Raw genomic sequence first — 15,200 nt, 5'->3', positions numbered from 1 at the left:
CGTTGAGATCCCCTGCCTCGGGACGCTCGGCGCGGAGAGTCCGATCTGAAGCCCTTTCGGCGGCACTCCCGGCGGGGACCCCTGGTCCGTCCCGCCGACTAGATCTGTGCCCCGTCGTGCCAACCGGAGTCCGGCGGCGGCCCCTGCCGCATGCGATACACCAGCCAGCCCACTCCGCCGCTGATGATCAGCAGGCCGAGGGGCAGGCCGACCTGTCTGGTGAGGCCGATCACGCCGGGGACGACGAGCAGGATCAGACCCACCGCGAACATCACCAGCGCACCGATGGTGCTTCGTCGCAGCCGAGGCAGCGGCGGCGGCTCCGGCGGCTCGAAGTGGCCCTCGTCCGGGACCGGCTCGACCGGCGGCGGGGTGGGCTCGGGCGCGGGTTCCGGCTCGACGTGCTTCTCGCGGGCGGGACGCTCCTCGCGCTCGGCTCGGCGAGCGCGCTGGCCGCCGCGCTCCGCATCGGCCTGCTCGTCCTGCGGCCAGCTCGGCACCGCATCCGACTCGCGCTTCAGGCCCGCCACGATCTCGGCGAACGCGGCGTCGATGTCCTCGGGCCCGTCTGCGCTGCCCATGCCGCGTGTCATGACCGGCTCCCGGCTCGTTCGTCGGCCACTCGTCTCACGAACTCGACACTGCGCGCGAAGATCTGCGGGGCGTCATGATCGAGCGTCGCGACGTGGGAGCTGTCGGGCAGCGGCATCTGCACGAGGTCCGCGCTGCGAACGCCGTCGGCGATGATCTGCGAGTTCACCGGCTCCACGACCGGGTCGGCTGGCGAGGTGCACAGCACCATGGGCGCAGTGACCACCGGCAGGTCGGCTCGGACCAGCCGCCACAGCTGCGCCAGACTCGCCATCGCCCGGAGCGGGAGGCGGTCGTAGGCGATCTCCGCCACATCCGGCTTGGCGATGCCCCCGGCGATGCCGGGTAGCGAAGGCCACACCCTGGACAGCACCGGCAGCGCGGCGATCCCCTTGCGCAAGGACATCACCGACGGGTTGACCAACATCACCCCGGCGACCTGGGCGCCGCGTTGCTGGGCGAGTCGCAACGCGAGCGTCCCGCCCATCGACTGGCCGAAGACGAAGACCGAGTCGCAGCGGGAGCGCAGCTCGTCGAACGCATCGGCATCACAGTCGTACCAGTCCTGCCAGCGAGTTCGGTTCAGCTCACGCCAGTGTGTTCCATGGCCCGGGAGCAGCGGCGATCGCACGCTGAACCCGGCCTCGGCGAGATGTCGCGCCCAGGGCCGCATGCTCTGCGGCGACCCTGTGAAGCCATGGCAGAGCAGGACACCGATCTCACCGGAGGCGTCGTGACTGAACGGCTCGGCACCGGCCATCACGGGCACCGTCGCCTCCCTCGCATCCGTGATCGACACCGCAGAGAAGCGGCAGCGCCATCGTGCCACGCTCACCGGACCTGCGGGAGGAAAGCCCGCCTGACGGACGGTCGAGTCTCGCCGCTATCACAGACGCTCACGTTGTGCGACCGGTGGTGTGGTCCGTACTCTTGGTCGGCGATGCCCGCAGGCTGGTCCGCCGAGCGGTGGTCGTTAGGGAGGCGCGCGGTCAGTGGTCTACTGGTTGATGAAGCACATCTTCTTGGGACCCCTAATGCGGTTGTTCTTTCGGCCTCGGATCGAGGGTGCCGAAAACATTCCGCAGCAAGGCGGGGCGATCCTCGCGGGTAACCACGTGGCGGTGGCCGATTCCTTCTTCATGCCGTTGAAGATCCCTCGGCGGGTGACCTTCCTCGCCAAGCGGGAGTACTTCACCGGCAAGGGGATCAAGGGACGGCTGAAGAAGCTGTTCTTCACCTCGATCGGGCAGGTGCCCATCGATCGCTCCGGCGGCTCGGCGGCGCAGGCGACGATGAACACGGCCGTGCGACTGCTCAAGGAGGGCAGGCTGCTCGGCATCTACCCCGAGGGCACCCGCTCCCCGGACGGCAGGCTGTACAAGGGCAAGACGGGTGTGGCGCGCATGGCGCTGGAGTCGGAGGTCCCGGTGATCCCCGTGGTGGTCTTCGGCACGGACAAGGCCAACCCGATCGGCTCCAAGATGTGGCGGCCCTACCCGATCAGGATCGTCGTCGGGAAGCCGCTGGACTTCTCCCGCTACGAGGGTCTGGCCGGTGACCGGTTCGTCGAGCGATCGATCACCGACGAGATCATGTACGCCCTGATGGAGCTGTCCGGCCAGGAGTACGTCGACGTCTACGCCACCAAGGCCAAGGCCGAGCTCTCCGGCGAGGTCGACGCCGCGACGAAGACCCGGCAGACGGGCGATCGGCTTCCGGAGTCCAAGGCGGGCTGACCGGCAGCCCAGGTCTCGGCGACCCGACCGCCCCGAACGCGAACCGCGTCCCTGGCGGAGTGCCGCCCGGAGCCATCCCGCAACCCACCGGTCGCCTGCCCCGTGCGAGGTGGCCGTGATCCGATGCCGCGCGTGACGCCGCGCCTCGGCGGGGTCGATCGGCTGCGGGCGGGCACCACCGGGCGGGACGCCGCACTTCCGCGCTGACCGGCCCGCGCTGGCCACGGAAGGGGCCTCCCGCATCCACTCGGACGGCGAGGCCCTTCGGCATGCGGGACGGGATGGGGACGAGGCCTCACTCCGGGCCCACACCGTCTGCACGGCCCGAGGAGCCGTTCGTGGACCTCGTCCACCGCCGGGCGCGATCTTGCTCTTCTCCGCGCGAATCACGGCGGCACGGCAGGCGCGCGCCTCGCCCGGACGACGCCGACCCTTAGGGTGGTTCGGTGCGTTACTTCTACGACTGCGAGTTCATCGAGGACGGCACGACGATCGAGCTGGTCTCGATCGGGGCAGTCGACGAGCAGGGCCGCGAGTTCTATGCGGTGTCCACCGAGTTCGACCCGGACAGGGCAGGCCAGTGGGTGCGGCGCAACGTACTGCCCAAGCTTCCCCCGCCTGCGGACCGGGCCTGGCAGAGCCGCGATGCGATCCGCCGGAACCTGCTGGAGTACCTGCGCGAGCCGGGGGAGGACATCGAGTTGTGGGCGTGGTTCGCCGCCTACGACCACGTCGCACTCGCCCAGCTCTGGGGTGCCATGCCCGCGCTGCCGCGCCCCGTGCCCCGGTTCACCCGCGAACTGCGACAGCGCTGGGAGGACGTCGGTAGACCCACCCTGCCGCCCGCCCCGTTGGACGCGCACGACGCGCTGGCCGACGCCCGCCACAATCTGGCCCGCTGGCGCGTCATCCAGCGACACTGGGAGGAGCGCAACGCCGCGGCGGGCTCTTCGGCATCGCCGTCCCACTAGATCGACGGCCGACGAATCCGGCCTGGCCGCAGGCGTCGATCATGTCGATGCGGGGTCGGATGGTCCACCCCCATTGCTGCACCGATCCAGTTCGTGGCAGGCTCACGGCGCCCCTGTTCTTCACTGCGGACGCTCGGGCGTGGCGCTGCCGGTAGGTCGGAGAACGGTCGGGCACGGCGAGGCCGGTCGGTCCGACCGGCGAGGCTGACACAGGAGGCGAGACGAGAAGATGCGCATCGGTGTGCTCACCGGCGGCGGCGACTGTCCGGGTCTGAACGCGGTCATCCGTGCGGTGGTCCGCAAGGGCGTCGAGGTCTACGGGCACGAATTCGTCGGGTTCCGCAACGGTTGGAGAGGCCCGATCGAGGGACTGACCAAGCCGCTCGGGCTCGACCAGGTGGAGGACATCCTCACCAGGGGCGGGACCATCCTGGGCTCCTCCAGGACCAACCCGTACAAGGTCGAGGGCGGTGTCGACGCCATCCGCGCGACGTTGGCCGACCAGGGTGTCGACGCGCTGGTCGCGATCGGCGGCGAGGACACCCTCGGCGTGGCGAAGCGGCTGACCGACGACGGCATCGGCGTCGTCGGCGTCCCGAAGACGATCGACAACGACCTCAACGCCACCGACTACACCTTCGGCTTCGACACGGCGGTCCACATCGCCACCGAGGCCATCGACCGACTGCGGACCACGGCGGAGTCCCACCACCGCGCGCTGGTCGTGGAGGTCATGGGCCGTCACGCGGGCTGGATCGCGCTGCACTCCGGCCTGGCCGGTGGCGCGAACGTGATCCTGACCCCGGAGCGCGAGTTCGACATCGACCAGGTCGTCGGCTGGGTCGAGCGGCGCTTCGAGCGGGAGTACGCCCCGATCATCGTCGTCGCCGAGGGCGCGGTGCCCAAGGGCGGCGAGGCCGTGCTCAGCCACGGCGAGAAGGACGCGTTCGGCCACGTCCGCCTCGGCGGCGTCGGCAACTGGCTGGCGGAGGAGATCGCCACCAGGACCGGCAAGGAGTCGCGGGCGGTCGTCCTCGGCCACGTCCAGCGCGGCGGCACCCCGACGGCCTACGACCGGGTGCTGGCCACCCGCTTCGGCCTGCACGCCATCGACGCGGTGCACGACTCCGACTTCGGCGTGATGGTCGCCCTGCGCGGCACCGACATCGTCCGGGTCAAGCTGGCCGAGGCCACCGCCGAACTCAAGACCGTCCCGGCCTCGCGGTACGCCGAGGCCGAGGTCTTCTTCGGCTGATCCACCCCACTTGGCGCGTCCGGCGACGTGGGCTCACCCCCGCCCGCCGAGACGCGCCGAGACGGTGGGATCGGGGGCCCATTGGCTCGCAATCGGCCTGCAGAACGCGGTCGTCGGTTGAGCCCGTTCACACTGGAGGCTGTACGAGGACCGTCGGCCGCCACAACTAGGCTCGGTCGTATGAGAGCCGACGTTACGACTAAGGGGATGGCGGACGTCGACCCGGTCGTGAGTGCTCGTATGAAGCAGGTACGCAGCCGCGACACGACTCCAGAACTACGGTTACGCACCGAGCTGCATCGACGAGGGCTGCGTTATAGGGTCGACCGCAGGCCGGTGCCAGCACTCCGCCGGCGGGCGGACATCGTCTTCGGGCCTGCTCGGCTCTCGGTGATGGTGGACGGTTGTTTCTGGCATGGGTGCCCTGATCATCACCGGCCCTCGCGACGGAACTCTCAGTTCTGGTCGGACAAGATCGCTGCGAATCAGCGCCGAGATCGGGAGACGGACGTATTGCTGACGGAGGCGGGATGGCTGGTGATCCGAATATGGGAGCACGAGAACCCAATTGCCGCCGCCGATCGGGTTGAGGCGGCAGTCACGTCTCGGCGCGGGATTCGTTGCCAGTGAAGCCATTCCAGACGAGCAGACTTTTTCTCATCACGATGTGCCAGGCTGCTGCGAGGTTCTCCTGCCGAGTCTCACCATCGACTCGGCCGACGTATCGACAGTGAGTTCGTCCTTCGGTGTAAAAGCGTAGGTAGGCATAGACACGTCTCCCACTCTGTTTCAGTTCGATTGACCCACGTGTCGTCCGCCCATCAGGCAGCTTGATCACCCGCACGTGCCTGCCACGTGCGGCGAGATCCTGTTCCAATGCCCGTTCGACCGGGGACTGGTCGGGAGCCGGTCGCCAGGCGTCCTCTGACTGCGGGGCGCCGCGCCAGCCCGAGTCACCGCTCACGAGACGGCCGCGCGCATCGCAGTCATGGGGTACAGCGCTTCGGCCACAGCACGGGCGAATACCTCCCCAAGTCGTACAGGAACGGCATTGCCCAACTGTCGCATTTGTTCAGTTCGAGGCCCAGATAGAAGCCATTGATCCGGAAAGGTCATTGCCCGAGCCACTTCGCGGACGGTCATGTACCGGTGGGTTCCATCGTCCTTGAGTAGCACATTCTCCCCACCGGGAACGCCATGCACTCCTGCTTTCACGGTCTTCGCGGGACGGTCTAGAAGATTTGGCGTGTGGCCCTTATATATCCGTGCCCCGGGCCAGCCGATGTGGTGGAAGAAGTGCGGGTGGCTTTCTCCGGGGGCAATCTCCGGCAGCGGGTGTGGCTGAATACCCTCCAGTGTCCCCGCCAGGTCTTCCGGTGCGTAGCTCAATGCGTCACGAAGAGTTCGCCATGGCAGCCGGGTCCTTGCTTCCTCCAAGTCCAGACTGCTCGGCCGGCGGAACCTCTCCAGATGATGGGTGCTTGGCGAAGTACCGTGCCTGTCCCAATATCCTCCAGATTCCGGGTCCTGATCTTCCCACAAGCTCGCTTCTGAATGGGTCGATATAGGCGTCTTCCAGTCGACCGCCAGGTCATTGCGAAATGCGACGATAATGATTCGGTTTCGAACCTGTGGGACGCCGTAGTCTGCGGCGTTGACTGTGATTGGGTAGACCGAATAGCGCTCCGACGGGTCGCTGGGATCGTGTTTTAGTATGTCAAGCAGTCTGCCGTTGTGGTCTGACCATTCTTCTGAGTCATCTCGTTCTTCGAATGGGGCGCGAAGCTCATTCAAGATGTACTTGAAATAGTCATTGAAGCTTGGGCGAAGTAGTCCTCGGACATTCTCGCAGACAATCGCCTTCGGTCTTGTCTCGCGAACAACTCGAAACAGCTCAGGGAACATGTTTCGAGCGTCTTCGTCGCCTTTGTGGACCCCGCCGAGGCTGAAGGGTTGGCACGGTGGCCCTCCCGCTACGACGTCCACCTTCCCCTCCAAATTCTTGAAGACGCTCTTCTCAAACCGTCCCCCGTCGACGAGTTCGCGGATGTCTCCTTCGATCAGCGGCCATGAGTCGTTGATCGATCGGTCTTGGTTGAGCCCCGTCGACCAGTCGATGGCTCCGTTCTCCCGGAGGGTCTCGCATGCGCGCTTCGCGGACTCGTTGCAGAGGAGGTGTCGGAAGCCGGCGTTGTGCATGGCCTGCGCGAGTCCCCCACCGCCAGTGAATAGCTCAATGCTGGTGCCGATTTCCGTCGGCGTAGGGCGTGACCTGCCCTGTTGGCGGGAAGCTGCCATCCTGGTCATGGCCGAACCCTACCGCGGGGACTGCTCAGCGGAAGGCGGCGGTGGCTAGAACACCAGTTCGAGTTGCGTGGTTCACGCGGTGGTGTGATGCGGGTCATGGGCGGTAGGCTCCCGGTGGACCAGGGGTGATGGAGAGGACGTTGGGGATGGCGAACAGTGCCGAGTTTCGTCTCAGCATTATGAAAGCTTTGGGGGACCAACTGCTGGAGTCGATCGAGCAGCTAGAGCCAGCTCCGTTGACGTCTGAACACGTAGACGCTCTAGATCCTCGCGCAGGTGTATATCAGCTGCGTCATCATGGCGAGGTCGTTTATGTGGGCAAGGCCAATTCTCTTCCCTCGCGGTTGGAGAAGCATCGGCGCAAATTGTCGGGAAGAAGAGGTATCTTCCTGGACGATGTGTCGTTCACTTGTCTTTATGTCGAGTCCGATCTTCCCGTGGTGACTCCGGAAACCATGCTTATTAATCGAAACCGCGAGGCGGGTCGAGCATCCTGGAATAGCGGAGGATTTGGATCCAATGACCCTGGGAAAGAGCGGGACACGACTCGACTGAACGTCGAAAGCTTTGATGCGAAGTACCCGGTGCGTTTAGACTGGCCTTGTGGTGAGCTTTCTGGTGGTCTGGCATTGGCTGACCTGCTGGTCGAGTTGAAGGCGCATCTTCCTTACGTGTTTCGATATGAGAGCGCTCGGATTAAATCTACTGACGTGCTAGGTGGCCCCTATGGGGAGATTGTGTCTATTCGCTCCGATGCATCGGCTGAGGATGTGTTCGAGGCGATAATTGACGTCCTCCCTCCTGGTTGGCAGCTCACGGTCCTTCACGGGTACGTGATTCTGTATCAGAAGATTCAGGGGGTCCCGGATGCTCAGCGAATCCTGCGTTCGTGACCGTCGAAGTGGCTTCCGATTCCACGTCGGGCGAGGTCTGATAAATTCTGCAGGTCGGGTCCGCGAAGATCGGTCTACGGTCGTCGACGGAGCGATTCAGCTCATATCCTGTATATGGATCTGCTTGGGGGAGAGTGTATTCGTTCGTCTAGACTAAACCCGGTCCGTAGGTGTCTGATCGGCACTCTTGATTAAGGCAAGTTTTCCGCCCTAGTCCGGAGAGATGCGCACCCCAGCCAGGCGGAGGCGCGAGATTCCGAGGGCTGGCCGTCCTGAAAAACCCTCGGAATCTCGTTCACCGCCATACGGCATACCCGGCACCTATCTCTGCCCTAGCGCGTCCCTAACCCGCCGTCACGGTCGGGCTCCCCCCGTCGGAGACCTGTGTCCGCACCGGGACGTAGTCGATGGTCCTCGAGTTCTGGTGCTGCAGGATCTGTTCGCCCAGCAGATTGCGGCCGTCGGTGAGCGATGAGTTCTTCATGGCGTGCGCGACATCGGTCAGGTAGCCCGATCCGCCCTGCATCAGATTCGGTGCGGCACCGGTGTTGCGGTCCTTGAACACTGCAGGGATCGGGTCGCCCGCCGTGTAGTCCTGGTTCTTGACGGCGTCGATCTCGGACGAACTCGACATTCGCTGCCACGCGGGTTTCGCGGCCTGGCTCTCGGTCAGGAACCTGTGCGCGTCCTCACCAGTGATGTCCTTGTGGAAGAAGGCCTGTTCCCTGGTGTTCAGCGCCGAGGTCCCTCCCTTGGCCTCGATCACGTGCAGCGTCCTGCCGTCCCAGTGGGCTACGTCGGTGACACCCGAACCCCCCTTGTCGAACCGAACCGCGTGCGACCAGGCCTGTCCCGGGTTGGTGGGCAGATCGTGCGGGGTGGCGGCGGTGGCCGTGTGCAGACCATCGATCTTCTGCCCCGTGCGCTCTCGAAGGTAGGTCAGAGCGCCTTGTTCTCCCATCGCCTCGGATGCGCGCTTCTTGTCGCTGCTGTTCAGATAGTCCTTCGCGGCCTGGTCCAGATCCGGGGCGGAGATCGCGTGGTCGGGGTGGTTGAACCTGCTCTTGCTCACCCCCCTCGATCCGCTGCTGGTCACCAGCTGCGGGGCGATCCCGGCGCCAGGGGTCGCCGGTGTCGGAGAGCGGCTCGTGGTGGGCGAGGAGCAGGTCAGGCCGAGCGGGTCTGCGGCGACGAGCGGGTTGGGCACGTAGGCGACCGGGTTCACCGAGGGCGCCAGCCCTAGCGGGTCCTGGCTGATGTACCGCGCCGTCACCGGGTCGTAGTAGCGGAAGACGTTGTAGTTCAAACCGCTCTCGGGGTCGTGGTACTGCCCGGGAAACCGCAGCGGGGTGTGGGCGGGGAAGCGAGGGGCGTTTGCCAGGGGCGCACCCCACAGCGTGTGGTGGGCGCGCCAGGCGGTGGCGCCCCCGGTGTCGCGCAGTTCGACCGGCGTGCCCACCCGATCGGTGTGGATCGTGAAGAAGCGCCGTACTCCCGCCTGCGCCGAGGTCTCCACCTGCGCCAGCGGACGATCGTCCGTCGGGCCGTGCGCCCAGGTCGTGGTGCGGCTGCCTGTGCTGTCCGTGCGGATCTCCTCGATGAGCACCGGGCCGTCCCAGACGAACTCGACCAGCTCGGCCACTGCCCCCGAGGAGTCCAGGCGCTGTTTGGCGATCCGGCGGCCGAGCGGGTCGTAGTGATACCGCCAGCGGGTGCCGTCGGGAGTGGCCACCCCGAGCAGGCGATCTTGCGGCCCCCAGACGTAGTGCCATTCCCGCATGCCGGCCGGGAGACGCTGGATTCGGTGCACCAGCCTGCCCAGTGCGTCGTGCCGGTAACCGGTGGCCCCGGCCTGTACCAGTGTGGTGCCCGCGTATCGGTGCAGCCCGGCCAGCGGGGAGGTGGTGAGGTTGCCCAGCGCGTCGTACCGGTAGCGCTCCACGTCGTCGGGCGAGGTGACCTCGGTGATTCGACCGTTGGCGTCGAGCTGGTGGCCGGTGCCCGGCCGGACCGTTCCGGCGGCGAGCACCCGGAAGTTCACGGGGTGCCCGTCGACGTCCAACGCCACCGGCTCGCCGTCCTCGGCGTACCGCGTTCGACACTGGATTCCGGATGGTGTGCGACGGCGGACGACCCGGGCGGTCTCGTCGTAGTCGAAGGCGACCGTGCGGCCGTTGACGGTCTGCGAGGTGACTCGGCCACGCTCGTCTCGGGTGATGGTGAGTTCGGTGCCGGGGGCGGTCGCGAACACGAGTTCGCCCACCGGGTCGTAGCCGAAGGTGGTGATGCCTGCGGCGGTGTGCTGTTCGACCACGTTGCCGAGCACGTCATACCGGTACTCCACCGCCTCGCCGGTGGCGACGACGGTCCTGACCAGCCTGCCTGCCGGGTCGTAGTCGAATCGCGAGGGCCTGCCGTCGAAGTCGACCGACTCGATGAGCCTGCCGACCGGGTCGTAGGCGTAGTGCCAGGTCTGCCCGAGTGCGTTGGTGACCGCGATCAGTCGTGACTCGGTGTCGTGCACGTACTCGGTACGCGCGCCGGTGGGGTCGATCTCGGCGACCAGCAGTCCGAACGGGCCGTAGCTCCTGCGTCGAGTGTGTCCCGCCGAGTCGCGGTACTCGACCTCGTTGCCCTCCGGGTCGTAACGCCACTGTTCGCGGCCTGCAGAGGCAGCTCGCCAACCCAGCCTGCCCTCGACGGTCCACCCTGCCTGTGCCAGCGTGCCCGCAGGGTCCGGCACCATCGTCGGGCGCCCGAACATGTCGCGCGGCACCGGGGCTGCGCCGCCCGCCCCGGCACCGCCGCCCACCGCGGCAGGGCCTGGCGTGCCTGCCGGCAGCCCGATCGCGGTGGACACGCCGAGCGGAGTGAGGAAGGGGTCCGGCCGGTCGGCTCCCGCATAGCTGCGCCGCCAGACCCTGCCGTCCTGAACCACTTCGATGTCCAGTTCGGCGCCGCACCGGACCGCCACTCGGCTGCCGTCCGGCCGGACGACCACGCTCGGGGAGCCGTCGGAACGGTATTCGAAGCGGGTGGTGTGGCCCAATGGATCGGTGCGAGCGAGCAGCCGGTGCCGCGAGTCCCAGGTGGACACCGTGGTGTGGCCGAGCGGATCGGTCTGCCGGACCGTCTGGTATCGCTCGTTGAGCTGGTAGACGGTGACCGCGCCGAGCGAGTCGGTGAACGCGGTGGTGCGGCGGTCGGCGTCATAAGAGAACGCGCTGCTCAGCCTGCCGTCCGGGCCGACGGTGCGCACACAGCGCCCCTCGATGTCGTACTCGTAGCGATACCGGGTGCCGGTACGGTCCCGCCAGCCGGTGAGCCTGCCCGCATCGTCATAGTCGAACCGGGTGGCCAGCCCGGAGGAGTTGATCAGCTCGGCCAGCCTGCCCCGGTCGTCGTAGCCGTAGCGCAGGACGAGCACGTCGGCAGGCTCGGCGGTGTTCTCACGGCCGAGCACGTGCAGCTCGGTGACGCGGTCGTGGGTGATGTGCAGGGTGACCCGGTAGCCTGCGGAGTGGGTGAGCACCAGGGCTTGGGCGCGGCGTTCGACGTCGATCCGGCTGCCTGAGGAGCCGGTGACGGCATCCAGCTCGACCACTCCCGGAGCACCAGGGGAGCGGGTGCCGAACCACAGCGTCCTGCCTGCCATCTCGACGGTGTAACTGCCGTCCTGCCGCCGGGACAGCGGGTGGCGTGGACCTGCCACTGGATCGCTCGGGGCGTCCCCTCGCGGGTGTGGGTAGACGAGGATCATGCCGTCCTCACTCAGGAAGCAGACGCCTTCGTCGTCGACCTCCAGCCGCTGGTCGACGGTGGCCGCCCAGTTCGAGCCGAACCGGCGGCCCGCCCGGTAACCGGAGACGTGCGTGCGCATGAGCAGCAGCGGAAACGGGTCTGGCAGCTCCAGGTCGAGTTCGGTGAGCAGGACCTCGCCGGTGCCGACGTCGACCGGGTCGGTCACACAGTTGCGGTTGTCGGCGTCCGTGCCGGTCGCGAACGGGTTCTGCGGGCGGTTGCCCTCGGTCTGAAGCGCCGGTGCGCCCGGGCGCTCGGTCGTCGACGGCAGGGCGTCGCCGGCGAGACCACGAGTGCCGTCGCCCGCGCCGTCGCTCCTGGCCGCCGAACTGCCCGCAGACGGCTCGGCTTTCACCGGATGAGACCTCTCGCCCGAGTCTCGGCTGCTGCTGGTGCCGATCTCTGGTGCATGCCCGCTGCTCCGGGCGTCATGGTTCTCACCGGTCCTGATGCGCTTGAGGTCCTTGCCTGCGCAGGCGAAGTCGTCGCCGAGCTTCCTGAGCAGCGGTGCGAGCCTGCACATCGAGGCGACGAGTTTCGTGGTGAGCTGGGCGATGGTCGCGGCGGTCTGGGCGACTTTGGCGACGACTTTGGGGACGACCCAGATCAGTCCGATGCCGAGGGTGAACAGGACTTGGAGTGCCCAGGAGACGAGGGAGCCGACGACGTCGGCGATGATGTCGCGGACGGCATCGCGGACGGCGGAGACGACCTCGCCTGCTTTCTGGATGCCGTCGGCGGCGCCGCCTGCGGCTGCTCCGGCGGCGAGGATCAGGTTGGCGGTGTCGGCGGCCCGAGTCCGGTAGGCGTCGGCGGCCGCACCCGTCCAGGTGGAGACGTCGGTCTTGATGAGGTTCCCGAGTTCGGTGGCGACGGAGTTGACCTCGCCCGCGACGTTGGACCAGGTGTCGGCGTGGGAGCGGATCTCGTCGGGGTTCCCGGCCAGCGCGTCCAGGGCGTCGGACAGCGGACCGACGTGTTCGATGAGCCAGCCGACGCCGTTGGAGATGATCGCGGCGAAGGGGTCGAGTGCGGACATGACGAGGTCGGCGGTGCCGAGTCCTGCCTCGAGCCAGTCGCCGTTCTGAATGGCGGTGTTGGTGGAGTTGACCGACTCCACCAGGGACAGGCCGGACGTCGACGTCGTCGAGTCCACCACGTCGGCCACGAGCGGATTGCTCATCGTGGCTGCTCCATGGCCCGCACCTGCGCGAGCGTGCCGAGACGGCGACGGGTGACCTCGTCGTCGGCAGCCCTCGCGTGACTCTGCACCGGGTTGAACTCGGATGACGTCAAGGCCGGGACCTCCGGAGAGCGCGAGACGAGGCGGGCCGGCACGGCATCGCAGTGACAGCCAGTAGCAAGATGCTACTCTCTGGAGTAATCGACGAGAAGCGCGCACTCTCAGTTGGTCAAAGGTGGCACTCCGTCATGTCGGGTCGTCGACGATCCACAGATCGACGTCCTGCTCCGACCACGGGGTTGCGCGGACGTAGCGCCGACGAGGTTCGGCCGCCGGTGCCGCAGCTGTGCGCAGCCTGGCTGCCTGCATCGACCCGACATGTCTTCGTGACCGAGCGCTGTCGATCGGCGGGCGCCACCGGCTCGGCCGGTTCGGCTAGGCGGATCGTTCACCCGAGGCGCCGACGCGGTCCTGTGCCGGTCCGCCTGCCCCGCCCGCTGCTCCCCGCTCGGCCGCCGGACGATGCGCGGCCGGGCGGAGGCGGGTCGGCGGACGGGGTGTCGCGGCGGACGTCCGTCGAATCGGCGGAGCGGGCGGGTCACGACAGGGGCGTGCCGGGTCGAGGTGATGCCGGTGGCGAGTACGACGTCACCCCTTCGTTCCCTCGCCACCGGCGTGCAGGCCCGAGACCAGCGTGGCCCGCGTCGAATCGGTTCCTCGCTCGCGCCTCGCTACGCGTGCTTGTGCTCCTTGAAGACTCCCGGCTTGCCCGGGGCCGCATCGTCCAGGGAGAAGACCGCGTCGCCCAGCGTGGGATCGTTCTTGTCGGCCAACCGGCCCGTGAACAACGTCGTGGTGGGCGCGTAGACGTCGTGCTTGTTGTCACTGCTGGCTTTCAGCGCGTCCGCGAACTCCTGGCTCGCCCGGCCCCCTCCGACCTCGCACGAGCCGAGGACCAAGGGATTGTTGTTGCCGTTCATCGCGTCCTGGTAAGTCCGGTTGCTGGTCATGAGCTTGTGATATTCGGCGCCGGAGAGTTCGACGTCCATCTTCGCCCCGCCGGGCCCGATCGCGGCCTCGACGATGAACTTGTCCTTGCCGCCGTGGGCGAGTGCGACGAAAGGATTCACGGTGGGGTCGGCCGCCCACGGAGCATTCTGCGGGGTCATCTTCCTGAAATCGCCCGTGTTGCCGACATCCTGGAAGTACTGCTGCTTCCAGTTCGGATTCGACATCTTGCCCCAGTCCTGATCGCCCTTGATGTCCCCGGATTGCGAGGGGAATCCGACGCCGATCGGTTTTCCGGTCGGACCCACCACGGGGTACTGGGTGACCAGGTCGGCGGAGAACTTCTTGTTCCAGAAGCCGAATCCCCAGCTCGGTTTGCCCTCGATCGTCGGTGGGTTCGAGCCCCACGGCCCGGCGTTCGAGCTGCCAGGAGTGTTCGACGAGCCGGGAGCGTTCGAGCCGCCCGGGGTGTTCGAGCTGCCGGGAGTGTTCGACGAACTGGTGATGTTCGGGCCGCCGGGAGTGCTCGAGGAACCCCCCAGACCCGGCATGTTCGACGTGGGTGCGGACCGTGACGTGCCCTGGAAGTTGTTCGGATCGCCCGTCGTCCCGCTGCCGCCGCCGCTGCCTCGGGTGCCGTTGGGGGTGACGGGTGGTGCGTCGAGGCTGCGGGCGTTGTGGTTGTTGCTGGTTTTGATGTTTTTGAGGCCGTTGGTGGCGGTGCTGAAGTCGTCGCCGAGTTTTTTGAGGAGGGGGGTGAGTTTGGACATGGAGGTGGTGAGTTTGGTGATGAGTTGGGCGATGGTGGCGGCGGTTTGGGCGACTTTGGCGACGACTTTGGGGATGACCCAGATGAGTCCGATGCCGAGGGTGAAGAGGACCTGTAAGGCCCAGGAGACCATGGAGCCGACGACGTCGGCGATGATGTCGCGGACGGCATCGCGGACGGCGGTGACGACTTCGCCTGCTTTGTGGATGCCGTCGGCGGCGCCGCCTGCGGCTGTTCCGGCGGCGAGGATGAGGTTGGCGGTGTCGGTGGCGCGGTCGCGGTAGGCATCCGCTGCGGCGCCGGTCCAGGTGGTGACGTCGGATTGGATGAGGTTGCCGAGTTCGGTGGAGACGGAGTTGACTTCGTCGGCGACGTTGGTCCAGGTGTCGGCGTGGGAGCGGATTTCGTCGGGGTTGCCTGCGAGGGAGTCGAGGGCGTCGGAGAGGGGTCCGACGTGTTCGATGAGCCAGCCGACGCCGTTGGAGATGATGGTGGCGAAGGGATCGAGCGCGGACATCACCAGATCGGCGGTGCCGAGTCCTGCTTCGAGCCAGTCGCCGTTGCCGATGGCCTGGTTGGTGGAGTTCACCGACTCCACCAGCGACAGACCCGACGTCGACGTCGTCGAGTCCACCACATCAGCCACTAAAGGATTACCCATCGTCCATCCCCATCTCCCGAATAGA

General features: G+C 67.0%; 10 protein-coding genes. 5 read left to right on the top strand and 5 right to left on the bottom strand.

Annotated elements, in window-relative coordinates; all coding sequences use genetic code 11:
• Positions 1-98: 98 nt before the first annotated feature.
• Positions 99-593: a hypothetical protein gene (locus tag UA75_RS25540; RefSeq protein WP_075742423.1), complete on the bottom strand. Its 495-nt coding sequence runs from the start codon at positions 591-593 to the stop codon at positions 99-101.
• Complete coding sequence (locus tag UA75_RS25535; RefSeq protein WP_075744205.1) at positions 590-1,360, bottom strand: alpha/beta hydrolase; 771 nt, start codon at positions 1,358-1,360, stop codon at positions 590-592. The genes UA75_RS25540 and UA75_RS25535 overlap by 4 nt, the downstream gene beginning before the upstream one ends.
• Before the next feature lie 223 nt (positions 1,361-1,583).
• Here UA75_RS25535 and UA75_RS25530 point away from each other — a divergent pair, with 223 nt between their 5' ends.
• The 4 genes from UA75_RS25530 (at position 1,584) to UA75_RS25515 (ending at position 5,183) form a co-directional block, all read left to right on the top strand.
• Positions 1,584-2,327 (top strand): lysophospholipid acyltransferase family protein, encoded by a 744-nt coding sequence (locus UA75_RS25530; RefSeq protein WP_075742422.1) that lies wholly within the window; start codon positions 1,584-1,586, stop codon positions 2,325-2,327.
• Positions 2,328-2,773: 446 nt separating this feature from the next.
• Positions 2,774-3,298 carry a polyadenylate-specific 3'-exoribonuclease AS gene (locus tag UA75_RS25525; RefSeq protein WP_075742421.1) on the top strand — a complete coding sequence of 175 codons (525 nt, stop codon included), beginning with the start codon at positions 2,774-2,776 and terminating at the stop codon, positions 3,296-3,298.
• Between the two features lie 229 nt (positions 3,299-3,527).
• A complete protein-coding gene (locus tag UA75_RS25520) occupies positions 3,528-4,553 on the top strand; it encodes a 6-phosphofructokinase (RefSeq protein ID WP_075742420.1) in 1,026 nt (341 codons plus the stop codon).
• A 180-nt stretch (positions 4,554-4,733) separates the two neighbouring features.
• On the top strand, positions 4,734-5,183 hold the full coding sequence (locus UA75_RS25515; RefSeq protein WP_318533266.1) for a very short patch repair endonuclease: 450 nt from the start codon (positions 4,734-4,736) through the stop codon (positions 5,181-5,183).
• Positions 5,184-5,513: 330 nt separating this feature from the next.
• Here the strand turns inward: UA75_RS25515 and UA75_RS25510 are convergent, their stop codons facing one another.
• Complete coding sequence (locus UA75_RS25510) at positions 5,514-6,860, bottom strand: DNA cytosine methyltransferase (protein WP_083683605.1); 1,347 nt, start codon at positions 6,858-6,860, stop codon at positions 5,514-5,516.
• Between the two features lie 146 nt (positions 6,861-7,006).
• On the opposite strand from UA75_RS25510, the gene UA75_RS33440 reads away from it, so the two are divergent.
• Complete coding sequence (locus UA75_RS33440; RefSeq protein WP_157434436.1) at positions 7,007-7,753, top strand: GIY-YIG nuclease family protein; 747 nt, start codon at positions 7,007-7,009, stop codon at positions 7,751-7,753.
• A 343-nt stretch (positions 7,754-8,096) separates the two neighbouring features.
• Here UA75_RS33440 and UA75_RS25505 read toward each other — a convergent pair whose 3' ends face one another.
• Entirely contained in the window at positions 8,097-12,737 is a 4,641-nt protein-coding gene (locus tag UA75_RS25505) for an RHS repeat-associated core domain-containing protein (RefSeq protein ID WP_075742418.1), read from the bottom strand.
• Between the two features lie 731 nt (positions 12,738-13,468).
• Complete coding sequence (locus tag UA75_RS25500; protein ID WP_157434435.1) at positions 13,469-15,175, bottom strand: putative T7SS-secreted protein; 1,707 nt, start codon at positions 15,173-15,175, stop codon at positions 13,469-13,471.
• Between the last annotated feature and the right edge of the window lie 25 nt (positions 15,176-15,200).

The organism is Actinoalloteichus sp. GBA129-24 (genome assembly GCF_001941645.1).
Classification (GTDB): domain Bacteria; phylum Actinomycetota; class Actinomycetes; order Mycobacteriales; family Pseudonocardiaceae; genus Actinoalloteichus_A; species Actinoalloteichus_A fjordicus.
This window is presented reverse-complemented; position numbering and strand designations above follow the sequence as displayed.

What these genes read in the sequence shown, in the direction of transcription:
- UA75_RS25520 (WP_075742420.1), top strand. Translation starts at nt 3,528, where the DNA reads ATGCGCATCGGTGTGCTCACCGGCGGCGGCGACTGTCCGGGTCTGAAC.
- UA75_RS25505 (WP_075742418.1), bottom strand. Translation starts at nt 12,737, where the DNA reads ATGAGCAATCCGCTCGTGGCCGACGTGGTGGACTCGACGACGTCGACG.
- UA75_RS25540 (WP_075742423.1), bottom strand. Translation starts at nt 593, where the DNA reads ATGACACGCGGCATGGGCAGCGCAGACGGGCCCGAGGACATCGACGCC.
- UA75_RS25500 (WP_157434435.1), bottom strand. Translation starts at nt 15,175, where the DNA reads ATGGGTAATCCTTTAGTGGCTGATGTGGTGGACTCGACGACGTCGACG.
- UA75_RS25515 (WP_318533266.1), top strand. Translation starts at nt 4,734, where the DNA reads ATGAGAGCCGACGTTACGACTAAGGGGATGGCGGACGTCGACCCGGTC.
- UA75_RS25510 (WP_083683605.1), bottom strand. Translation starts at nt 6,860, where the DNA reads ATGACCAGGATGGCAGCTTCCCGCCAACAGGGCAGGTCACGCCCTACG.
- UA75_RS33440 (WP_157434436.1), top strand. Translation starts at nt 7,007, where the DNA reads ATGGCGAACAGTGCCGAGTTTCGTCTCAGCATTATGAAAGCTTTGGGG.